The organism is Bacillus ndiopicus, from assembly GCF_000612805.1.
GTDB lineage: Bacteria > Bacillota > Bacilli > Bacillales_A > Planococcaceae > Metasolibacillus > Metasolibacillus ndiopicus.
Genome location: NZ_HG964407.1, coordinates 122,848 through 141,743, shown reverse-complemented (window position 1 = coordinate 141,743; position 18,896 = coordinate 122,848). Strand labels below are relative to the sequence as shown.

The 18,896-nt window shown below is 38.6% G+C and carries 21 protein-coding genes and 1 other annotated feature (1 of these 22 running past the window's edge); of the genes, 20 read left to right on the top strand and 1 reads right to left on the bottom strand.

Annotation, left to right across the window (positions count from 1 at the left end; translation table 11 throughout):
- Positions 1–107 precede the first annotated feature (107 nt).
- The 18 genes from TY13_RS14065 (at position 108) to TY13_RS13980 (ending at position 16,842) form a co-directional block, all read left to right on the top strand.
- Positions 108–1,022 carry an ABC transporter permease gene (locus tag TY13_RS14065; protein ID WP_042477265.1) on the top strand — a complete coding sequence of 305 codons (915 nt, stop codon included), beginning with the start codon at positions 108–110 and terminating at the stop codon, positions 1,020–1,022.
- A 12-nt stretch (positions 1,023–1,034) separates the two neighbouring features.
- Positions 1,035–1,940, top strand: coding sequence for an ABC transporter permease (locus tag TY13_RS14060; protein WP_042477264.1), 906 nt, complete (start codon positions 1,035–1,037; stop codon positions 1,938–1,940).
- A 15-nt stretch (positions 1,941–1,955) separates the two neighbouring features.
- Positions 1,956–2,918, top strand: a complete 963-nt coding sequence (locus TY13_RS14055; protein WP_042477261.1) for an ABC transporter ATP-binding protein — start codon at positions 1,956–1,958, stop codon at positions 2,916–2,918.
- 12 nt (positions 2,919–2,930) lie between these two features.
- Positions 2,931–3,932: an ABC transporter ATP-binding protein gene (locus TY13_RS14050; protein ID WP_042477259.1), complete on the top strand. Its 1,002-nt coding sequence runs from the start codon at positions 2,931–2,933 to the stop codon at positions 3,930–3,932.
- A gap of 45 nt (positions 3,933–3,977) precedes the next feature.
- Positions 3,978–5,276: a hypothetical protein gene (locus tag TY13_RS14045; RefSeq protein ID WP_042477257.1), complete on the top strand. Its 1,299-nt coding sequence runs from the start codon at positions 3,978–3,980 to the stop codon at positions 5,274–5,276.
- Positions 5,277–5,637: 361 nt separating this feature from the next.
- Complete coding sequence (locus TY13_RS14040; protein ID WP_042477254.1) at positions 5,638–6,342, top strand: GntR family transcriptional regulator; 705 nt, start codon at positions 5,638–5,640, stop codon at positions 6,340–6,342.
- Between the two features lie 163 nt (positions 6,343–6,505).
- Positions 6,506–6,931: a phosphonate C-P lyase system protein PhnG gene (phnG, locus tag TY13_RS14035; RefSeq protein WP_230199447.1), complete on the top strand. Its 426-nt coding sequence runs from the start codon at positions 6,506–6,508 to the stop codon at positions 6,929–6,931.
- 11 nt (positions 6,932–6,942) lie between these two features.
- Positions 6,943–7,515, top strand: a complete 573-nt coding sequence (gene phnH, locus TY13_RS14030; protein ID WP_042477247.1) for a phosphonate C-P lyase system protein PhnH — start codon at positions 6,943–6,945, stop codon at positions 7,513–7,515.
- Complete coding sequence (locus tag TY13_RS14025) at positions 7,515–8,603, top strand: carbon-phosphorus lyase complex subunit PhnI (RefSeq protein ID WP_042477244.1); 1,089 nt, start codon at positions 7,515–7,517, stop codon at positions 8,601–8,603. The genes phnH and TY13_RS14025 overlap by 1 nt, the downstream gene beginning before the upstream one ends.
- Positions 8,600–9,445, top strand: a complete 846-nt coding sequence (locus TY13_RS14020) for an alpha-D-ribose 1-methylphosphonate 5-phosphate C-P-lyase PhnJ (protein ID WP_042477240.1) — start codon at positions 8,600–8,602, stop codon at positions 9,443–9,445. Before TY13_RS14025 ends, TY13_RS14020 begins: the two co-directional genes overlap by 4 nt.
- Positions 9,445–10,281: an ATP-binding cassette domain-containing protein gene (locus TY13_RS14015; protein ID WP_042477237.1), complete on the top strand. Its 837-nt coding sequence runs from the start codon at positions 9,445–9,447 to the stop codon at positions 10,279–10,281. The genes TY13_RS14020 and TY13_RS14015 overlap by 1 nt, the downstream gene beginning before the upstream one ends.
- 83 nt (positions 10,282–10,364) lie before the next feature.
- Positions 10,365–11,537: a phosphonate metabolism protein PhnM gene (gene phnM, locus TY13_RS14010; protein WP_042477234.1), complete on the top strand. Its 1,173-nt coding sequence runs from the start codon at positions 10,365–10,367 to the stop codon at positions 11,535–11,537.
- Positions 11,538–11,543: 6 nt separating this feature from the next.
- Positions 11,544–12,245: a phosphonate C-P lyase system protein PhnL gene (gene phnL / locus TY13_RS14005; protein WP_268258013.1), complete on the top strand. Its 702-nt coding sequence runs from the start codon at positions 11,544–11,546 to the stop codon at positions 12,243–12,245.
- Positions 12,245–13,063 (top strand): PHP domain-containing protein, encoded by an 819-nt coding sequence (locus tag TY13_RS14000; RefSeq protein ID WP_042477228.1) that lies wholly within the window; start codon positions 12,245–12,247, stop codon positions 13,061–13,063. Before phnL ends, TY13_RS14000 begins: the two co-directional genes overlap by 1 nt.
- Before the next feature lie 110 nt (positions 13,064–13,173).
- Positions 13,174–14,253 carry a PhnD/SsuA/transferrin family substrate-binding protein gene (locus TY13_RS13995; RefSeq protein ID WP_042477225.1) on the top strand — a complete coding sequence of 360 codons (1,080 nt, stop codon included), beginning with the start codon at positions 13,174–13,176 and terminating at the stop codon, positions 14,251–14,253.
- Between the two features lie 109 nt (positions 14,254–14,362).
- Complete coding sequence (gene phnC, locus TY13_RS13990) at positions 14,363–15,193, top strand: phosphonate ABC transporter ATP-binding protein (protein WP_081797000.1); 831 nt, start codon at positions 14,363–14,365, stop codon at positions 15,191–15,193.
- 18 nt (positions 15,194–15,211) lie between these two features.
- Positions 15,212–16,000, top strand: a complete 789-nt coding sequence (locus TY13_RS13985; RefSeq protein WP_042477223.1) for a PhnE/PtxC family ABC transporter permease — start codon at positions 15,212–15,214, stop codon at positions 15,998–16,000.
- On the top strand, positions 16,000–16,842 hold the full coding sequence (locus TY13_RS13980) for an ABC transporter permease subunit (protein ID WP_230199446.1): 843 nt from the start codon (positions 16,000–16,002) through the stop codon (positions 16,840–16,842). The genes TY13_RS13985 and TY13_RS13980 overlap by 1 nt, the downstream gene beginning before the upstream one ends.
- A 194-nt stretch (positions 16,843–17,036) precedes the next feature.
- On the opposite strand, the gene TY13_RS13975 is transcribed toward TY13_RS13980, so the two are convergent.
- Positions 17,037–17,291, bottom strand: a complete 255-nt coding sequence (locus TY13_RS13975; RefSeq protein ID WP_042477220.1) for a hypothetical protein — start codon at positions 17,289–17,291, stop codon at positions 17,037–17,039.
- A 104-nt stretch (positions 17,292–17,395) separates the two neighbouring features.
- On the opposite strand from TY13_RS13975, the gene TY13_RS13970 reads away from it, so the two are divergent.
- Together TY13_RS13970 and TY13_RS13965 are read left to right on the top strand one after the other, a co-directional pair.
- Positions 17,396–18,214 carry a DUF2268 domain-containing protein gene (locus TY13_RS13970; protein ID WP_052344342.1) on the top strand — a complete coding sequence of 273 codons (819 nt, stop codon included), beginning with the start codon at positions 17,396–17,398 and terminating at the stop codon, positions 18,212–18,214.
- Positions 18,215–18,232: 18 nt separating this feature from the next.
- Positions 18,233–18,709 carry a hypothetical protein gene (locus TY13_RS13965; protein WP_042477217.1) on the top strand — a complete coding sequence of 159 codons (477 nt, stop codon included), beginning with the start codon at positions 18,233–18,235 and terminating at the stop codon, positions 18,707–18,709.
- A 52-nt stretch (positions 18,710–18,761) separates the two neighbouring features.
- Positions 18,762–18,896, top strand: a binding site (T-box leader); it runs 111 nt beyond the window's last position.

The window sequence follows — 18,896 nt, the reverse complement described above, 5'->3', positions numbered from 1 at the left end:
GCCCTTTAGCTATATCAAATATAGCTAAAAACAAGGTAGCCACCACAGACAATGCCATTTGAATACTCTGTGGTGGTTAAAATTGATGGCTATGGAGGTACATATGAATGAAATATTTTCTTCTAAATGTCTTAAAAACAATTCCCGTCCTTCTTCTTATAACGCTTATCGTTTTTGTGCTAGTGCGAGTAACTGGTGACCCTGTTTCAATGATGCTTCCTGAAACAGCAACAGATGAGGAGCGAGAATCGCTAAAGGAGGCACTTGGATTTAATGAACCATTACCTGTTCAATATATGAAATATTTAGGTGACCTAGTGAAAGGGGATTTTGGTGAGTCATTTCGCTATGATATGGATGCATTGGACCTAGTGTTAGAGCGGTTACCTGCGACGTTCCAGCTTGCGATTGCCTCAATGATTGTAGCAATTATTATTTCTGTTCCGTTAGGGATATTATCCGCAGTTAAGCGCAATAGCTTTATGGACCTATTTATTACAGGTGGTGCTGTATTAGGGAAGGCAATGCCAAGTTTTTGGCTTGGTATTATGTTGATTTTAATGTTTGCGGTAAATCTTCAATTGTTTCCTGTTTCCGGGAAGGGTGGACTTATGCATCTTATTTTACCAGCTATAACATTAGGCACAGGTATTGCTGCTGAGATGACACGTTTAATTCGTTCTAGCATGTTGGAAATACTGGGGCAAGATTTTATTCGAACTGCACGCAGTAAAGGATTACGAGAATCCATTGTAGTAAATAAACATGCATTTCGTAATGCTTTAATCCCAGTAGTGACAATTATGGCGCTACAAACATCCACCCTTATTGGAGGGACACTTATTACAGAAACGGTATTTGCATGGCCAGGGCTTGGGCAATTGCTAGTTCAGGCGGTTAATTTACGCGATATGAGTGTCGTTCAGGCGGCTACATTGTTGATAGCCGTATTTGTTATACTAAGCAACCTTATTGCAGACCTTATTTACAGATTACTTGATCCAAGAATCAAGTACGATTAAGGAGGTATTTATATGACAACAACACTTGAAACTTCACAATCTTCTCTTAATCGTAAAAAGAAGGGTAGATTTAAAAGCCTTTTTTTCCGACTACTTAAAAGTAAGACAGGCTTCGTTGGTTTGATTATTGTATTAGCGATGACCATTATGGCTATTTTGGCGCCTTATTTAGCAATGTATGACCCAGCTAAGACGAATATTATGAGTCGTTTACTACCGCCATTTTGGCTGGAAGGCGGAACGATGGAGCACCCATTAGGAACAGATAACCTAGGGCGAGATGTATTAAGTCGAATTATTTATGGCTCACGAATATCGTTATTAGTAGGAATAAGTGCTGTTATTCTAGCTGGTATTATCGGCATGTTTTTTGGATTGATTGCGGGGTACTATGGTAAGCTATGGGATTTCATTATTATGAGAACAGTCGATTCATTCCTTGCAATTCCAAATATTTTATTTATGTTAATTATTCTTGCAGTACTTGGACCGAGCGTACCTACATTGATTCTAGTATTAGGTGGGACATCCTGGGTTGTTTATGCAAGGATGGTACGAAGTGAAACATTAAGTGTAAAAGAACGAGATTATGTACGCTCCGCACGGGCAATTGGAGCTAAAAATTTCAGAATTATCGCAAAATATGTATTGCCGAATGTTATTTCCTCATTTATCGTTATTGCGACATTAAATGTTGCTTCAACGATTATTTTAGAAGCTAGCTTAAGCTTCCTTGGTTTAGGTATTCAGTCTCCAGATGTATCATGGGGGTTAATGCTGAGTGATGGTCGTGAGTATCTCGCAACTAGCTGGTGGGTAGCAACATTCCCAGGTATTGCGATTACTGTAACGGTGTTAGGTGTTATTTTCTTAGGAGATTGGTTACGTGACGTATTAGACCCGAAAATTAAAGATTAACTGTGAGGTGTGCATATGAGCAATCCAATTTTAGATATTAAAGATTTACGCGTTCGATTTAAAACAGAAGATGGCTTTGTGCCAACCGTTAATGGTGTGACCTTTCATGTAAACGAAGGGGAAACACTTGCGATTGTAGGTGAATCAGGAAGTGGTAAAAGTGTAACATCGCTTGCAGTTATGGGCATTTTACCTCCAAATGGTGAAGTATATGATGGGGAAATGACGTTCAGAGAACGAGATTTGCTTAAGATTAGTAAAAAAGAATATCGAGCACTGCGTGGCAATGAAATATCAATGATTTTCCAAGAGCCTATGACAGCTTTGAATCCGGTTTTCACGATTGGGTATCAATTGCGAGAAACGCTGATTCTTCATCAGCAATTAACAAAAGAGGCAGCTCATAAAAAAGGAATTGAAATGCTAGAGTTAGTAGGCATTCCGGATGCAGAAAAAGTAATGAGCCGTTTCCCTCACCAATTATCAGGGGGGATGCGCCAGCGAGTCATGATTGCAATGGCGCTGTCCTGCAATCCCAAACTTTTAATTGCAGATGAGCCAACGACTGCGCTAGATGTAACAATTCAAGCACAAATTTTAACATTGATGAAAAATTTGAAGGAAAAAAGCAATACGAGTATTTTAATTATTACACATGACTTAGGTGTAGTAGCAGAAGTCGCTGACCGAGTTATTGTTATGTATGCGGGTGAGGTAGTAGAGGAAGCTCCTGTTTTCGAGTTATTTGAAAATCCAAAGCATCCATATACACATGGGTTAATGGCATCAATTCCCAAAATTCATGATGTTGTAGAAAATCTTTATTCAATAGAAGGAACTGTACCAAATCCTACAAATATGCCGAAAGGATGTAAATTCCATCCGAGATGCCCTTTGGCGGACAAAGATTGCATGACAATACATCCAGAACTAGAATACATTAATTCAACACATGCGAAACGATGTATTAAAGTATAGGGGGTACACAAAATGGAAGTTGTAAAAGAAAAAATTGAAATAGAAGAAAAAGTAATTATGAAAGTGCGGAATTTAAAAAAGCATTTTGAAATTACCAAGGGATATATTAAAAAGCAGAGCTCCACAGTACGAGCGGTAGATGGCTTAAATTTTGATGTCTATGAAGGTGAAACGTTGGGGATTGTAGGCGAATCTGGATGCGGTAAATCAACAACAGGACAACTTATTTTAGGGTTACTCGATGCAACGGAAGGTAATATTTATTTTGATAGTAAAGATATTGCACAGATGTCGCAGGAGGAATTACGTAAGGCAAGACGAGATTTGCAAGTTATATTTCAAGACCCCTACTCGTCATTAAATCCACGCATGACTGTAGAAGAAATAATTGGTGAGCCATTAGTTGTGCACAAAATTGCTTCAGGTGAACAATTGCGTAAAGAAGTGTTAGAGCTAATAAAGCTTGTTGGACTGGGTGAACATCAGTTGAAGCGTTATCCGCATGAATTTAGCGGCGGTCAACGTCAGCGAATAGGAATTGCGAGAGCCTTAGCATTGCGCCCGAAAGTAATTGTTTGTGATGAGGCTGTATCTGCATTGGATGTTTCAATTCAAGCGCAAATTTTAAATCTTTTAAAGAAATTACAAAAGGAATTAGATTTAACATATATATTTATTGCACATGGCTTGCCTGCTGTTCGTCATATTAGCACTCGAATTGGTGTTATGTATTTAGGAAGAATGGTGGAGCTAGCAGATCGTGATGAGCTTTTTGTTAAGCCATTACATCCATATACACATGCTTTATTAGATTCTGTACCAATCCCAGATCCAAAATTGCGTAAAACACACCAACTAATAGAAGGGGAAATTCCGAATCCAAGTAATCCACCTAGTGGTTGTCATTTCCATCCAAGATGCTCATTTGCAACAGAACGTTGTAAACAAGAAAGTCCAGAATATCGAGAAATTTTGCCACGCCACTTTGTTGCTTGTCATCATCCTTTACACTAGTATTGTTATAGAAGTAGAAAGCAATTGAAAGGGGCCATGAGTGCATTGAAAGTGCGGATTGGAGCAATAGGTCCACGTGACTCATTGGATCAAATGAAAGAAGTGGCACGTACTGATTCTCGAATTGAGTTAGTTGAGTTTGAATATTTTCATCAAGATATGTTGGAGCATATTTTGAAAGATAATAGGTACGATGTTACACAATGGATTTTTTCTGGACAACAACCTTATTACTATGCGTTAGATAAAGGGTGGATTACTGAGGAAGAAGGGGCTTTTATACCACTTCACGGTATAGCGTTTTTAGGAACAATACTTCAAATATTTCTTGAAAGAAAAGAAATTACAACATCTATTAGTGTTGATACAGTTGATGAAGAAATCGTGCTACAAGTATTAAAAGAGTATAATATACACTCTTTGAACTTTGAATTGTTCTCGTATGAACGCCATGGTACATATGAGGAAATTATTGATTTTCATATTCGAAATTTTAATGCTAAGAAAACAGAAGTAGCGGTTACTTGTTTAGTGACGGTATACCAAGAGTTACAAAAACTCGGAATACCATGTTTCCGTATTGTCCCATCACAATTGGCGATTAGGTCTATTTTTAATTTACTTGTGACACGTGCTACTAGCCAAATATTTGAGAAATCAAAGGTTGCTATTGTTGGCTTCGAGCTCCATCATGGCACAATTAAAGTTATTGGTGACACGTATGAGGCTAAGAAGAAAAGATTAGCGGCGGAATTAGCCATTTTAGCAATAGCTGAGAAGCTGAACGGGACGCTTGTGAATACACAGGAAGGCCGTTTTTATATTTATACAACCTATGGTGACTTTGAATTATTGCATTTAAGTCAATCAATTACAAAGCTTGTTCAAGAAATTGAACTTGAAACATCTCTTAATTTAAAAGTGGGAATAGGCTCTGGACATACAGTGTATGAAGCGATGCAAAATATAGAGCTTGCTTTTGAAAACAATCAAAATGAAGCAGATAAAAAAATATTTTTCGATAGTCAAATGAAAGAAATACCTGAATTTATTACTGAAGGTAATCAATATTATACAGTTGAAAGATTGCCTGAAGACTGGAAGAAAGTATTAAAAGAGCATAACTACACACCAACTATCCCTGCAAAAATTTATCATTATTTAAAATTGAAGAAAATAGAAAGCTTCGATAGTGAACTCATTACAAACCTTTTAAAGAACACAGATCGAAATACGAGAAGGATTTTACAAGATCTTGAGCAAATGGGTTTACTAGAGGTTACTGAAGAATCAACGGGTAAACCAGGTAGACCACGAAAAATTTATCAGTTTAAAAATAATTGAGTCATGTTGAATCTTAGTATAATAAAATGCTAGTGCCAAAAGATTAATGAAAGCCTTGTTAATTGGAATATCTTCTAATTAGCAAGGCTTTTTTGTTCAAATTCATTTGAAGGGAAAGGAAAGCCCGTATTACTTCTGAAAAGGCAAAAAAGTCACACGTAATTATTCTTCTTTCGGATTTTGGCAAAACCCTTAGCTATACAATTTCTTAATATAATTTTTACATTTTGTAAAAAAGTGCCCACAACGCATGAGACACTAAGGTTGAGCGCGAAATTACTAACATCTAGCTATCTTGTGCATATATTTAAAATTTTTTACGATGAATTGTAAAATAACCATCTAGCAGAGGTGAACAGTGATGGATCAAGAAGAGCTACGAGTAAAGGACTATTTGTTGCAAGGTATTTTAAATGGCACATTTTCATTAGATGATAAAATGCCAAGTGAGCTTGTATTAGTAGAGCAGTTTAAAGTGCCAAGAATTAAAATTCGCAATGTCTATGAATTTATTGAAAAGATGGGCTATATATATTCAAAGCAAGGGGTTGGGCGTTTTTTAAAGCACCAAAGGAAAACGTTGGAGGTTGTAATGACCGGTGATGTGAGCTTTAGTGAAAAAATGCGGAAGCAAACAGCGAATTATAAATCGGTTGTTACGAAATTAGAGCGTGTACCAGCCAACCATGAAATTTATAATAAGCCTCAAATTGTGCCTGAGCATACAGTTTATTTAGTAGAACGCTTGCGTTATATCGATGGTGAGCCTGCCGCATTACATCGTTCTTATATAATTGCGGACAATTTTCCGCAAATTAAGCAGGCAAATAATCGATTAACATCCATGTATAGTTTTTATAAGAGCAATGGAATTAATATGTTTCACAGCACTTTTTCTAATTTGTCAGTATCTTTTCCGAATGAATTAGAGCGCGCATTACTCAGCTGTGAGGTGCTTGTGCCACTCGTCAAGGTAGAATCGGATAACTGGGATAAGGAACAAAATCAATTGCTAGAGTACACAGAAATTATTTATCGCACAGATCGCTTTTCTTTTCAACTATGAATTAAAAGGGGCTGTAGGGAGATGCAGTAAAAATCTGCTTTCCCTACAGCCCTATTTTTTACAACTTGGCGCCTTTTTTGTAAAGCGTCTTTACATATTCTTTATGAAACCTTTTCACTACAGCACTTGGCGACAAGTTAGGATGATAGTGAAAGGAGCTGGCATGATGAAAAGAGCTGAACGAACAAAGTTGTTAATTGAAGTAGGAAGAGAGCTTGCATTACAACTGGCAGCTAATATTTGCGAGCAATATGACGTACAGGAAATTAGCCCACCAAAAGAAGGACTTGTCATGATCAAAATGCGTGAAACTGCGCAAAAATCACTGTTTTATATAGGAGAAGTATTAGTTACAGAAACGAAAGTGAAGATTGGTAATCACTATGGAATTGGCTTAGTAAAGGAATCCGAACCAGAGTTGTCAAAGGCGCTGGCAATTATTGATGCAGCCTATGAGGCACAGTTACCAGAAACAATACTATGGATACCACATTTTGAAGCGTTAGCACAACAGCTTCATATAAATCAGCAGCAAATTAAACGTTCCATCGAGCGTACAAAAGTTAATTTCGATACGATGGCTACTTAAGGAGGAGCAGCATGGAAACCGTACATTATACACAACGCGCATTTCGTACATTGCTAAATTGCTTTGCGAGACCAGGTACAGCAGGGAAATTGGAAAATAACTATACAGTTAATGGTTTATATGCAGAAACAGCTACTATCTGTATGTCATTGCTAGATGGTGAAGTAAGCTTCCAAACAGCTAATAAGCATCGAGAAATTAATCAGTCTGTGCATGCAATAACAGGTTGTCAAATTAAGTCTCTAGAGCAGGCGGATTTTATTATTATTCCACATGGTACGGAGCAGCAACAGCTATTAAAGGCGATTGAGCTAGCGAAAGTTGGCGATTTAATTGATCCTCAAAAATCAGCAACTATCATTATTGAGTTAGATGAAATAGCACCAACAATTACAGCTCAGCTAACAGGACCAGGTATTAAAACAGTAGAGCATATTGAATTAGCTGTAGGTAAGGAGCTTTTAGCATTGCGCACGAGCAAAAATAAGGAATTTCCACTTGGTATAGATTGTATTTTTATCGAGCGTAGTGGACGGGTTATTGCCCTTCCTCGCACAACAAGCATGAGTGAGGTGACGAATTAATGGCATATGTAGCAGTTCGCGGTGGTGCAGAAGCAATTGAGGCGTCATTAGAGCATTTACAATATGAGCGTGTCAAAGAAGGAGCATATGTGGCAGTTGAGACATTACAGGCTACGATGCGAGGATTTTTAGATCAAGTAATGTCGGAGAGTAGCTTATATAGTGAGCAACTAGCGGGACTTGCAATGAAGCAAAGTGAAGGCAATGTAGAGGAAGCGATTTTCTTATTGCGTGCGCACCGTTCAACATTGCCGAGGCTGTACTATTCAACAACTACAGATGCGCGAAATATGTTCGTTTTACGTCGCATTTCTGCAAGCTTTAAGGATATTCCAGGTGGTCAAATTTTAGGTGCATCGCATGACTATTTACACCGTTTGCTTAATTTCGATTTACTGCAAGAAACAGCTGCGGATGTAGTAGCGCAAAAAGCTGAATTTGAGGCTATTGAAGTGCCAGATGAAAGCGAATTGCCGTTGGAAAATTTACCGAAAGTAATGGATTACTTGCGCCAAGAAGGGTTAATACGAGAGTTTCCTGAGAACGATGCTGAGCCGAGTGATATTACTAAGGAAAGCATGGCCTTTCCAACAAACCGTTCACAGCGTTTGCAAACACTAACGCGTGGACAAACGGGCACTGTTACATCGCTAGGCTATGCAGGCTTGCGAGGCTATGGTGCATCACATCCGACAGTAGGTGAAGTACGAGTAGGGTGGCAGTCTATTCATGTTGCAATGGATGATGAGGATGATCCGTATTACATTGGGGCAATTAAGCTAACAGAGGTAGAGTCATTTATTCCTGTTAATGTTGATAGCGAAGATAAACAAGTGCTGGAGTTTGATATCGGCTATGGCGCTTGCTTTGGTCAAAATGAAACAAAAGCCATTGCCATGTCTATCGTGGATCACGCATTAGAGACAGGGGGAGATACGCCAATTCATGACGAGGAATTCGTGCTACTCCATGTCGATACGATTGAATCAACAGGCTTTATTTCACATTTAAAAATGCCACATTACGTAACGTTCCAATCGAAGCTTGAGCAAATGAGAACGATTAAAAAGGAGGGCAAATCACTATGAGAGAAGTGCCGTTCGCATTATTAGATGAGCAGTCAAAAAAGGAAATACGCCGCGCAATTTTAAAGGGCGTTGCCATTCCTGGTTATCAAGTGCCGTTTGCCTCGCGTGAAATGCCGATTGGGCGTGGTTGGGGAACGGGTGGTTTACAAGTGACATTGGCGCTAATCGGTAAGGAAGATACATTGAAGGTTATCGACCAAGGTGCAGATGATTCCGTTAATGCAATCAATATTAAAAAGCTTGTACAAAAAACAACAGGTGTCGAGACAACAAGCCGTACTCAAGATGCATCAATTGTGCAGTCACGCCACCGTATTCCAGAAGTGCCGTTGACGAAGGAGCAAATTCTGGTCTTGCAAGTGCCAGAGCCAGAGCCGTTACGTGCAATTGAGCGCAGTGAATATAAGACGAAGCGTTACCATGCGGAAAAGGAATATAGCGGGGCATATTTAATGCTATTTGAACAAATTATGCGTTATAACCAAACATCACAAGGTGCGGACTATCCTGTGCTTGTAAACGGTCGCTATGTGATGAATCCTAGTCCAATACCACGCTTTGATAATCCGAAAATTGATAGCAATGAGGCGCTCATACTATTTGGTGCGGGACGTGAAAAAAAGATTTATGCTGTTCCGCCATATACAAATGTACAATCTCTTGCCTTTGAGGACTATCCATTCGTCGTGGAGCAATTTGAAGGAAAGATTTGTCGCGAGACAGGCTTATCGAATGTTTTCTTAGATGAGCTTACAGATGAGAAGACAGGCGAAACATACTATTTATGTAACGATACGAGCTATATGAAAGAGGTACTAGCACGAAAGGTGGCTGTGAAGTAATGAAGGAACAACCGATTTTACAAATTCAGAAGCTATCAAAGCAATACGGGAAAGGCTGTATTCATTGCCAAGGTGAGCATGTGCAGCTAGAAAAAAACTTCTGTCCTGTTTGTAAAACTGTTTATGCATGTCGTGATATTTCCTTTGAGCTGTATCGTGGAGAAATATTAGGGATTGTTGGGGAAAGTGGTAGTGGTAAATCGACTTTAATGAAGAGCTTGTATTTTGACGAGCAAATTACGAGCGGTATCGGTTTACTTGAGGATTATGAAAATGGTACAGCGAATATTTTCGAACAATCTCGTCAACAGCAGCGCCTTATTCGTAATACAATTCTTGGCATGGTTTATCAAAATCCGATGCTTGGCTTAAATATGGATTTTTCTTCAATGAGTAATATTGCAGAAAAGCAAATTGCAGCAGGCAATCGTCATGTACGTAATATGGAAAAGCGTAGCCTAGAGCTGTTAGACCATGTCAATATACCACTTTTCCGTAGCAAGGAAGCGCCGAGAAACTTCTCGGGTGGTATGCAGCAGCGCGTGCAGATTGCTAAAGCTTTATCGAATAACCCACCTGTTTTATTGCTTGATGAGGTGACGACAGGGCTAGATTTATCCGTGCAGGCAGATGTGCTCGATTTAATTAAATCAATTCAACGTGAATTGAATATTTCAATGATTGTTGTATCGCATGATTTAGCTGTTATTCGTATGTTAGCAGACCGCACAATTGTTATGTTAAACGGTCAAATTATTGAGCATGGCTTAACAGACCAAGTGCTTGAAGACCCGCAGCATGCTTATACACAGCAGCTAGTATATTCACTTTTATAATGCTTCAGCAAGAATCCAGCTCTTGCTGAACCAAAATAGATTTCGAATAAAGACCGAGGCGTAATTGATAAAGGAGGCTTTTTATGATTGCCATTGTAAATGGAGTAATTGTAACAGAACAGCAATTTTTATATGACCATGTGGTGCTTATCGAAGGTGCGATGATTAAACAAATTATCCATCAGTCAGATGTAGAGCTAGAGGGGCTAGAGATAATTGATGCAAATGGTGGCTACGTTTCACCGGGGTTTGTAGATATTCATTCGGATTATATCGAAACGATTGTTAGCCCACGTCCAAATTCAGTTATGAATATGAATATCGGCTTGCGCGAAAGTGAGCGTATTTTAATGACGCATGGTATTACGACGATTTTCCACTCCTTGTCATACTATGGCGATGATAAATACTCACATAAGGCAATCCGTAATCCAGAAAATGTACAAAAATGCGTGGATGCAATTAGCGCCTCGCATGATGAGCCGCATTTAATTCGCCATCGCTTACATGCACGCTTTGAAATTGATTCAGTTGGTCAATTGCAGCAGCTAGAGGAAAATATTTTAGATGGTAAAGTACATCTACTGTCATTTATGGATCATACACCGGGGCAAGGGCAGTACCGCAATCTAGAAATATATAAGGGTATTATGCGCGGCTATCGCTCAATGACAGAGCATGAAGCAGATACGATAATTAAAGAGCAAATTGACAAGGAAAAAATTACGCTAGAGGATATTGAGCGCCTAAGTCGTTTAGCTATTTCGCGTAATATCGCTGTTGCCTCACACGATGATGACGATGTGCAAAAGCTAGCGCTTGTTCAATCATATGGAACGACAATTAGCGAGTTTCCAATCACATTAGATGTAGCAAAGGAAGCAAAAAGATTAGGGCTACAAACGATTGCTGGTGCACCGAATATTTTATTAGGTGGCTCACATTCAGGTAATTTAAGTGCAGCAGAGGCGATCCAAGCACGTGTTATTGATATTATTTGCAGCGATTATTATCCACCTGCAATGCTACACGGTATTTTTGAGCTTGCTAATAAATATGAAGAGGATTTACACGCTTTATTCCAGCTTGTAACGCTTAATCCAGCTAAGGCAGTTAATATGGAGCATGAAATTGGCTCAATTGCAGTGGAGAAAAAGGCGGACATCATTATTATTGAACAAATGGCAGATGGATATCCCGTTGTGACATCAACTATTGTCGACGGTAAAGTCATTTTACAAACGAATTATCGATAAGGATGTGTGAAGATGATTACCGTAGAAAATTTGCGTAAAAGTTTTACAATTCATCATTTGAATAAAGCATTGCCTGCATTACAGGGCGTTTCATTACATGTGCCTGAGGGCAGCTTTTTAGGAATCGTCGGGAAAAGTGGTAGCGGTAAATCAACTATTTTAAAAAGCATTTACCGCACATATGAGCCACAGGATGGAAAGATTCTATTTCAATCCGAGGCATTTGGAACAATTGATTTAGTGCAGGCTACAGCGCGCGAAATCGTTTATTTGCGCAAGCATGAAATAGGCTATGTCTCGCAATTTTTAAATGTTATGCCACGTACAACAGCGCTAGAGCTAGTAGAGCAATCGCTGCTTGATTTAGGCGTGTCGAAAGAAGAGGCGACAACTAAGGCACAGCAGGCGCTAAGACATTTTGATATTGATGAATCACTGTGGAATAGCTATCCAAATATGTTTTCGGGTGGTGAAAAGCTACGCTTAAATATTGCCTGTGCTGTTGTAAAAGAGCCGCGTTTATTGCTGCTTGATGAACCAACAGCGAGCCTTGACCATTCATCTAAATTAAAGGTGCGTGAAGCAATTGAAAAGCTGAAAGCGAATGGTACGACATTAATTGGCATTTTCCACGACTTAGAGTTTATGGAAGGCTTATGTGACAATGTCTTTCACATGGCGAAAATGCAGCAAAAGGAGCTAGTGTAATGAAGGTTGATTTGCATATGCATAGCACATATTCAGATGGCTCTAATACGTTAGAGGAGCTTTTCCAACAAGCGAATGAGGCTGGTTTAACACATATTGGTGTCGTCGATCATGATACGGTTGATCATATTGAAGAAGGGCAGCAGCTTGCACAAAAATACGGCGTTCATTTTATCCCAGGTATAGAAATCTCGGCCTATGATTTTGAGCGTGGTCGCAAGGTGCATATGCTAGGCTATCAATTGCAAGGCCCGTGTGAGCATATTCGTCAGCTTTGCCAACCATTATTAGCCCGTCGCCATGAACATACGCTCTGGCAATTACGACAAATTCAAGAAGCTGGCTTTGCTATTACAGAGGAACAAGCATTAGAGCGCACTGCAAAAGCGAATGTACTTTACAAACAGCACATTATGGATGTATTAACGACAGCAGCCTTTGATTCAAAGGATTATCAAACTTTGTATAGGTCATTGTTTAAAAACAACGGTGTGGCAGCAAGTGATATACGTTATGTCGATGCCTTTGATGCGCTACGTGCTATTAAGGCAGATGGCGGGATAGCGGTATTAGCACATCCTGGACAGCTAGACTCTTATGATATTGCAGAACAATTGATACAAGAGGGGCTAGATGGCATTGAGCTTGTACATCCAGATCACAATGAACAGGATTATGAACGAATTGTAACGATGGCTAACAAGCATGGATTGCTGATGACAGGTGGCTCCGATTTTCACGGTCGATATGGCACGGAAGTAGCGCTTGGTAAATATGTTATGCAGCATTTACACATGCCGCAGTTTGTAAATGCTTAGTTAATGATTATTAAGAAACTGCCAAACTACTTTTATTATTCGATAATTATGATTAAATGTTGAATGTAGAGCACGTCTACTAAATTTTGAGCAGAAAAAAGGAGAGTAACATGAACAAAAAGTTGGTTTTACTATTTTCAATGATTTTATGTGCAATTTTTCTAGCTGCGTGTAATTCAGAAGAAGGTACGACATCAAGTAAGGCAGCTGCTAATGATGCAGATGGAAATACAGCAAAGTCTAAATCAAACGAGCCATTAGTAATGGTTTGGTATCCAAATGAATCAGGTTCTGAAATGGCTGGAGCTCGCGATGCATTCGGTAAGATTTTTGAGGAAGCAACAGGTCGTAAAGTAGAACAAAAACTAACGACAGATTATGCGATTGCTATTGAATCTATTGCAAGTGGTAATGCACAAGTCGCTTTCATGGGTCCACAAGGCTATATTGAAGCAAATAATAAAAGTGCAGATGTACAACCAATCGTTGTTCCTTCGGGTAGTTCAGGAACATTAGAAGACGCGGTTTATTACAGTTGGTTGGCAGTACCGAAAGATAAAGCTGATGACTATAAAGTAGATGGCCAATTCTCAATTGATACAATTGCAGGAAAAAAGATGTCATTCGTATCAGCATCTTCAACTTCGGGCTTTAAAGTACCATCTAGTTCAATTGTTGCTCACTTTACAAAACAAGATGCTTATAAATCTTTAACACAAGATGATTTAATTGAAGCGAATGCGCTATTCCCAGAAGTGTTATTTGGCGATTCTCACCAAGGCTCGGCGGTGAATATGTTAATGGAACGTTCTGATGTTGCAGCTTTTTGTGATACGTGTGTATCAGCATATGTAGATATAGTAGAAGGTGAACCAAATACAGCAGGCGCTGTTTATCGCGTAAAGGATGATGCAGCTGCGCCATTCAATAATTTACCTGGTAAGGAGTTTGTATTAATTTCCTCTACACCAGTATTAAACTCACCATTTGTAGTGAATAAATCTGTATTAACAGAGGAAGAGATTACAAAATTAACAGAGCTTTTAATTTCTGATGAAACAACAAATGATAAAACTATTTTTGTACCAAAAGATTCGGGTGAAGTTGGGCTGTTTTATAAATCAGCTGACGAGCGTTTTGTAAAAGTGGAAGATGCTTGGTTTGATCCAATTCGTGCATTATCTAATTAATTAAATTGCATTATAGGAGCTTTATTTTAAACATCTATTAAATTTACTTATCAATTACGCAGAAGCGTAATTGATAAGTTATTTCTTTAATAAAGAAAGGAAGAAAATGATGTCAACGATTACGTTAGATCGTCCAACTGAGCAAGTGACGTCGAAAGAAGCATCGATTGCTGCGCAAACTGTATTGGAATTGCGCAATATTGAGAAAAGCTACGATATGAAAACACTAATTATTAAAGATATTGATTTACAGTTAAAGCAGGGTGAATTCGTATCGATTATTGGACCATCAGGTGCTGGGAAATCAACATTGCTACGCTGTATTAATCGCATGATTGAACCGTCAAGTGGTGACATCATTTTCGATGGAACGAATATTACGCAATTAAGTAAATCTGCACTGCGCAAGCAGCGTACGAAAATTGGTATGGTGTTTCAGCACTATAATTTAGTTTCGCGCCTAACTGTATTTGAAAATGTGCTGCATGGTCGCTTTGGTTATAAGTCTACACTGCAAGGCATTTTAGGCTTGTATACGGAAGAAGAAAAAATGCTAGCATTATCAATCTTAGAAAAGCTAGGTATGAAGGATCATGTATATAAACGCTGTGATCAGCTAAGTGGCGGACAAAAACAACGTGTTGGTATTGCACGAGCGCTTGTGCAACAGCCAAAGTTGCTATTGTGTGATGAGCCAATTGCTTCACTTGATCCAAATTCCTCAAAGGTCATCATGGACCATTTGAAAGAAATCTCTCAATCGATGGGCATTACAGTACTTGTGAACTTACATCAAGTGGATGTAGCGTTGAAATATTCTGATCGCATTATTGGCTTAAATCGAGGCTCTAAATTATTCGATGATTTACCGAAGCGATTAAGTCAAATGGATATTCGTAATATCTATGGTGCAGAAGTAGATGAGCTTATTTTTGAATAGCGTTAGACGGAGGAAACAATGACAACAACCAATTTTTTAAGGATGAAAAAGTGGAAAATGACAGGTATTATCATCCTGTTATTAGCGATTACGTATGGTTCTTCGATGATAACGGATTTTGATGTGATGAAAGGGATAAAGTCAATTCCAGGAACCATTGCTTGGATTGCTACAAACCTTATACCTGATGCAGCGGCTATGGAAAATTTACCGAAAGTGTTATCGCGTTTATGGGAGACGATTATTTTATCAGTAATTGCTTCAACAACTGCTGCTGTTTGTGCATTCTTTTTTGCTATTTTCGGTTCTAAAACAACACAAATTAATCGTATACTTGCGTTTAGCACTCGCTTAATTGCCTCTGTATTTCGTAATATTCCTGTTGTTGCATGGGCGTTAGTTTTAGTTATTTCATTTGGCCATAATGTGGTGACGGGCTATTTTGCATTATTTATTTCTACATTCGGTACATTAGTACGTATGTTTATGGAAACAATTGATGAAGCAAGTGCGGATGGGGTTGAAGCGTTGAATGCGACAGGAGCAACTTATTTTCAAATGGTTTTTAAAGGAGTCCTGCCAGATACGATGCCGCAAATGTTAAGCTGGCTCTTTTATATGATCGAAACAAATATACGTAGTGCGACATTAATAGGCCTCTTAACAGGTACAGGCATCGGTTATTTATTTGACTTGCATTATAAACGATTAGATTATGGCACACTTGGTTTAATTACACTGTCGATTATTGTTGTTGTAATTGCGATTGAGTTTACCTCGAATAAAGTAAGGAGGATGATTTTATAGTGGAGCACACAGCCTTGTTGCAAGGGATTCATGTTAAAAATGGCAAGATTAAAACTCGCACATTGACAAAGGCGACAATTACTGTACGTGCTGTCATCATTTTTTTAACCATCTTTACTTTAATAGGTCCCTTTTTATTAAAGTATTCAACAATTGATTGGCCAACAGCCATTTTTTATACGTTTGATAACTTAAAAATGATGTTTTTACAGCCAGCCTTTAATCAAATTACATTTGGTACAGCGATTACACAAATTGTAATTACACTAGCGTTAGCTTTTTTAGCGACGATACTAGGTGCATTTGTTTCCTTTTTCTTAGCAATTAGCACAGCGAAAAATTTAGCGCCAGCTAGTCTTTCCAATGCAATTATTGCATTTAATTCAGTTATTCGTGCAGTACCAACTGTGCTATGGGTATTAATTTTTGCCATTGTCGCAGGGCTTGGAGCCGTAGCGGCGGTACTAGGGATGATGCTGCACACAATGGCCTATTTGACGAAGGCTTATGCAGAGTCCTTTGAGGAGATTGAGGAAGGGGCAATCGAGGCATTGCGCGCATCAGGTGCTAGTTGGTGGCATATTATTTTCCATTGTGTCTTACCACAATCAGCTTCTTACCTCGTATCATGGACATTTTTACGCTTTGAAACAAACTACGGTGTAGCGATCGCTATGGGAGCAGCGGCTGCTGCTGGAGGTATCGGTTTTGAGCTCTTTATGTCCTCAAGCTTCTATTACGATTTACATGAAGTCGGAATGATTACGTATTGTGCGTTAATTGTAGCAATTGTGTTAGAAGTGATTGCACTACAAATTAAAAAGCGATTGATGACGCAATAGTGAAAAGCTATATTTAGTATTTCCGTTTTTAAAACAAAAAAGTGAAACCTCGTTATTTGGTTTCACTTTTTCCGCTTAAAAGAGGTTTTGTTCCCACTTTTTTAAATAGATTTATAGTGATGTTTCGCTCGTAAGCAGGGGAAATTCGCACGTTAAAATATACTTTTCGCACAAGACTGGATGCCTTTTAAACTTTACCAGAAGAATAAAGGCGCTAATGCAATACCAGCAATTGCTCCTAAGGCGATACCAACGCCAAAGCCTGGACGGAAGCCGAACCCCCAAAATCCTAAGCGATAGCCACCAAATCCTCCATCAGGCTCCAGCCAAACCATTCTTCGATCTACACGTGTAATGCGCCCCTCATGTATACGTCCATCTCTCTCTGTAATTCGTACTCTTTTACCGTGATATTGACAACATAAATCGTACATGTCTGCTCTTCCCATATTTGTCCCCCCTTTTCATTTCATACACTTTAATATATGTAAAGAGCGTTGCTAGACACGAGCTAGTCACCTATAGCATAGGTTATGAAAAAAGGGTGAGTACGATGGGGGTTATTGCAACTGCTCCAATGCTGGCTAAAATGATAGCATCTTGCAAAAATAAGCGAGCTGAAGGATTGGCGGAAATTCACTGTGAAGTGCTATGTGCTCCTTTGCAAAAGTTATTTCCGTGGGCATCAAAGGAAGCAATCCAGTATGAACTACTCAGCAATGGCTTATTTCAACCGAACGAGTGGAAGAAGATCAAGCAAACACTCCAAGGTATGCAGCAGCTAGATATATGGGCAATTGTGCAAAAGGAATATGGGCGATTGCGTACTTTATGGGAGGGACCTGACGTACCGATTTATATTTTTCCAATAACGGCAGGTAAACCCAAAAAAAATGGTGTTGCTTATCCAAATGCACTTTTTTTATTTGTATCAACATCGCTTCCATTGGAAGAAATTCATGCATTGTTGGCGCATGAGTATAATCATATTTGTCGTTTACAATTTTTAAATCGAGCGCCTAGTAAGCTAACATTACAGGATTCATTGATTATCGAAGGGCTTGCAGAATGTGCTGTAGAGGAATTATATGGCGAGAAGTGGCTATCTCCGTGGACAAAACGTTATACGATGAAGCAAATTCTTCCTATTTGGCAGAAGCATTTTGTACCAGCATTACAGTTAATCGATGTGGAAAATCACCAGCCATATTTATTTGGAAATCAGAAAAAATTACCTCCTTGGATTGGCTATTGTATCGGATATAGATTAGTAAAATCCTTTCAGAAAAAAAAGGGTTTAACATCAGTAGATTTATTACAATTGCCAGCACAGACAATTGTTGATGATTCTTCATTTCATCGTTTATCATAAGGTAAAGGAGGGAATGCAATGAAAAAATGGCTATGGATGAGTATATTTGTTTTAGTTTTATTAACAGGTTGTACACAGGAGAACAATAAAAAGAGCAATGAAGTAACTAAGGAACAAACAATTGTAGTTTATGAGGCGGATGCAAATGCAGAATATGTTATCCCTCGAGCAGTTAATTATATGAAAGAATCAGAACAATCTATGATTCGTTTTATTTTTGATGAAGTGGTTATTGAACCAGTAAACTTAATCGACTATGAGTTAACGAACAATGATAGCACACTTATATTAAATTTGGATGATGGCGTACAGCAAGTCCAAGGTTCGGCTGGAGGTCAAATGTTTATGGGATCGCTTGCTGAATCATATTTTGAAAACTTACCTTATATTCAAGAAATCGTTTTGCTATGTAATGGTTCGTCTGAGGAATTGTTAGATCATGTTTTTATTGGGCAACCGATAACAAGGAATCAATCATTTAAAAAACCAAAATAACATTGACTTGCTTTTTACTTTATTTGTATGTATGATAAATTACAACTTGAAATGAAAAGCGTTGAAGAGGAAAGTACAGTAGGGTACGTTTGTTAGAGAGCTTCTGATGGTGGAAATGAAGCAAGCTGACCTAGTGGAAAATGGCCTTGGAGCTGCGTACCGAACGATAAGTAGGCTACGACGAGAA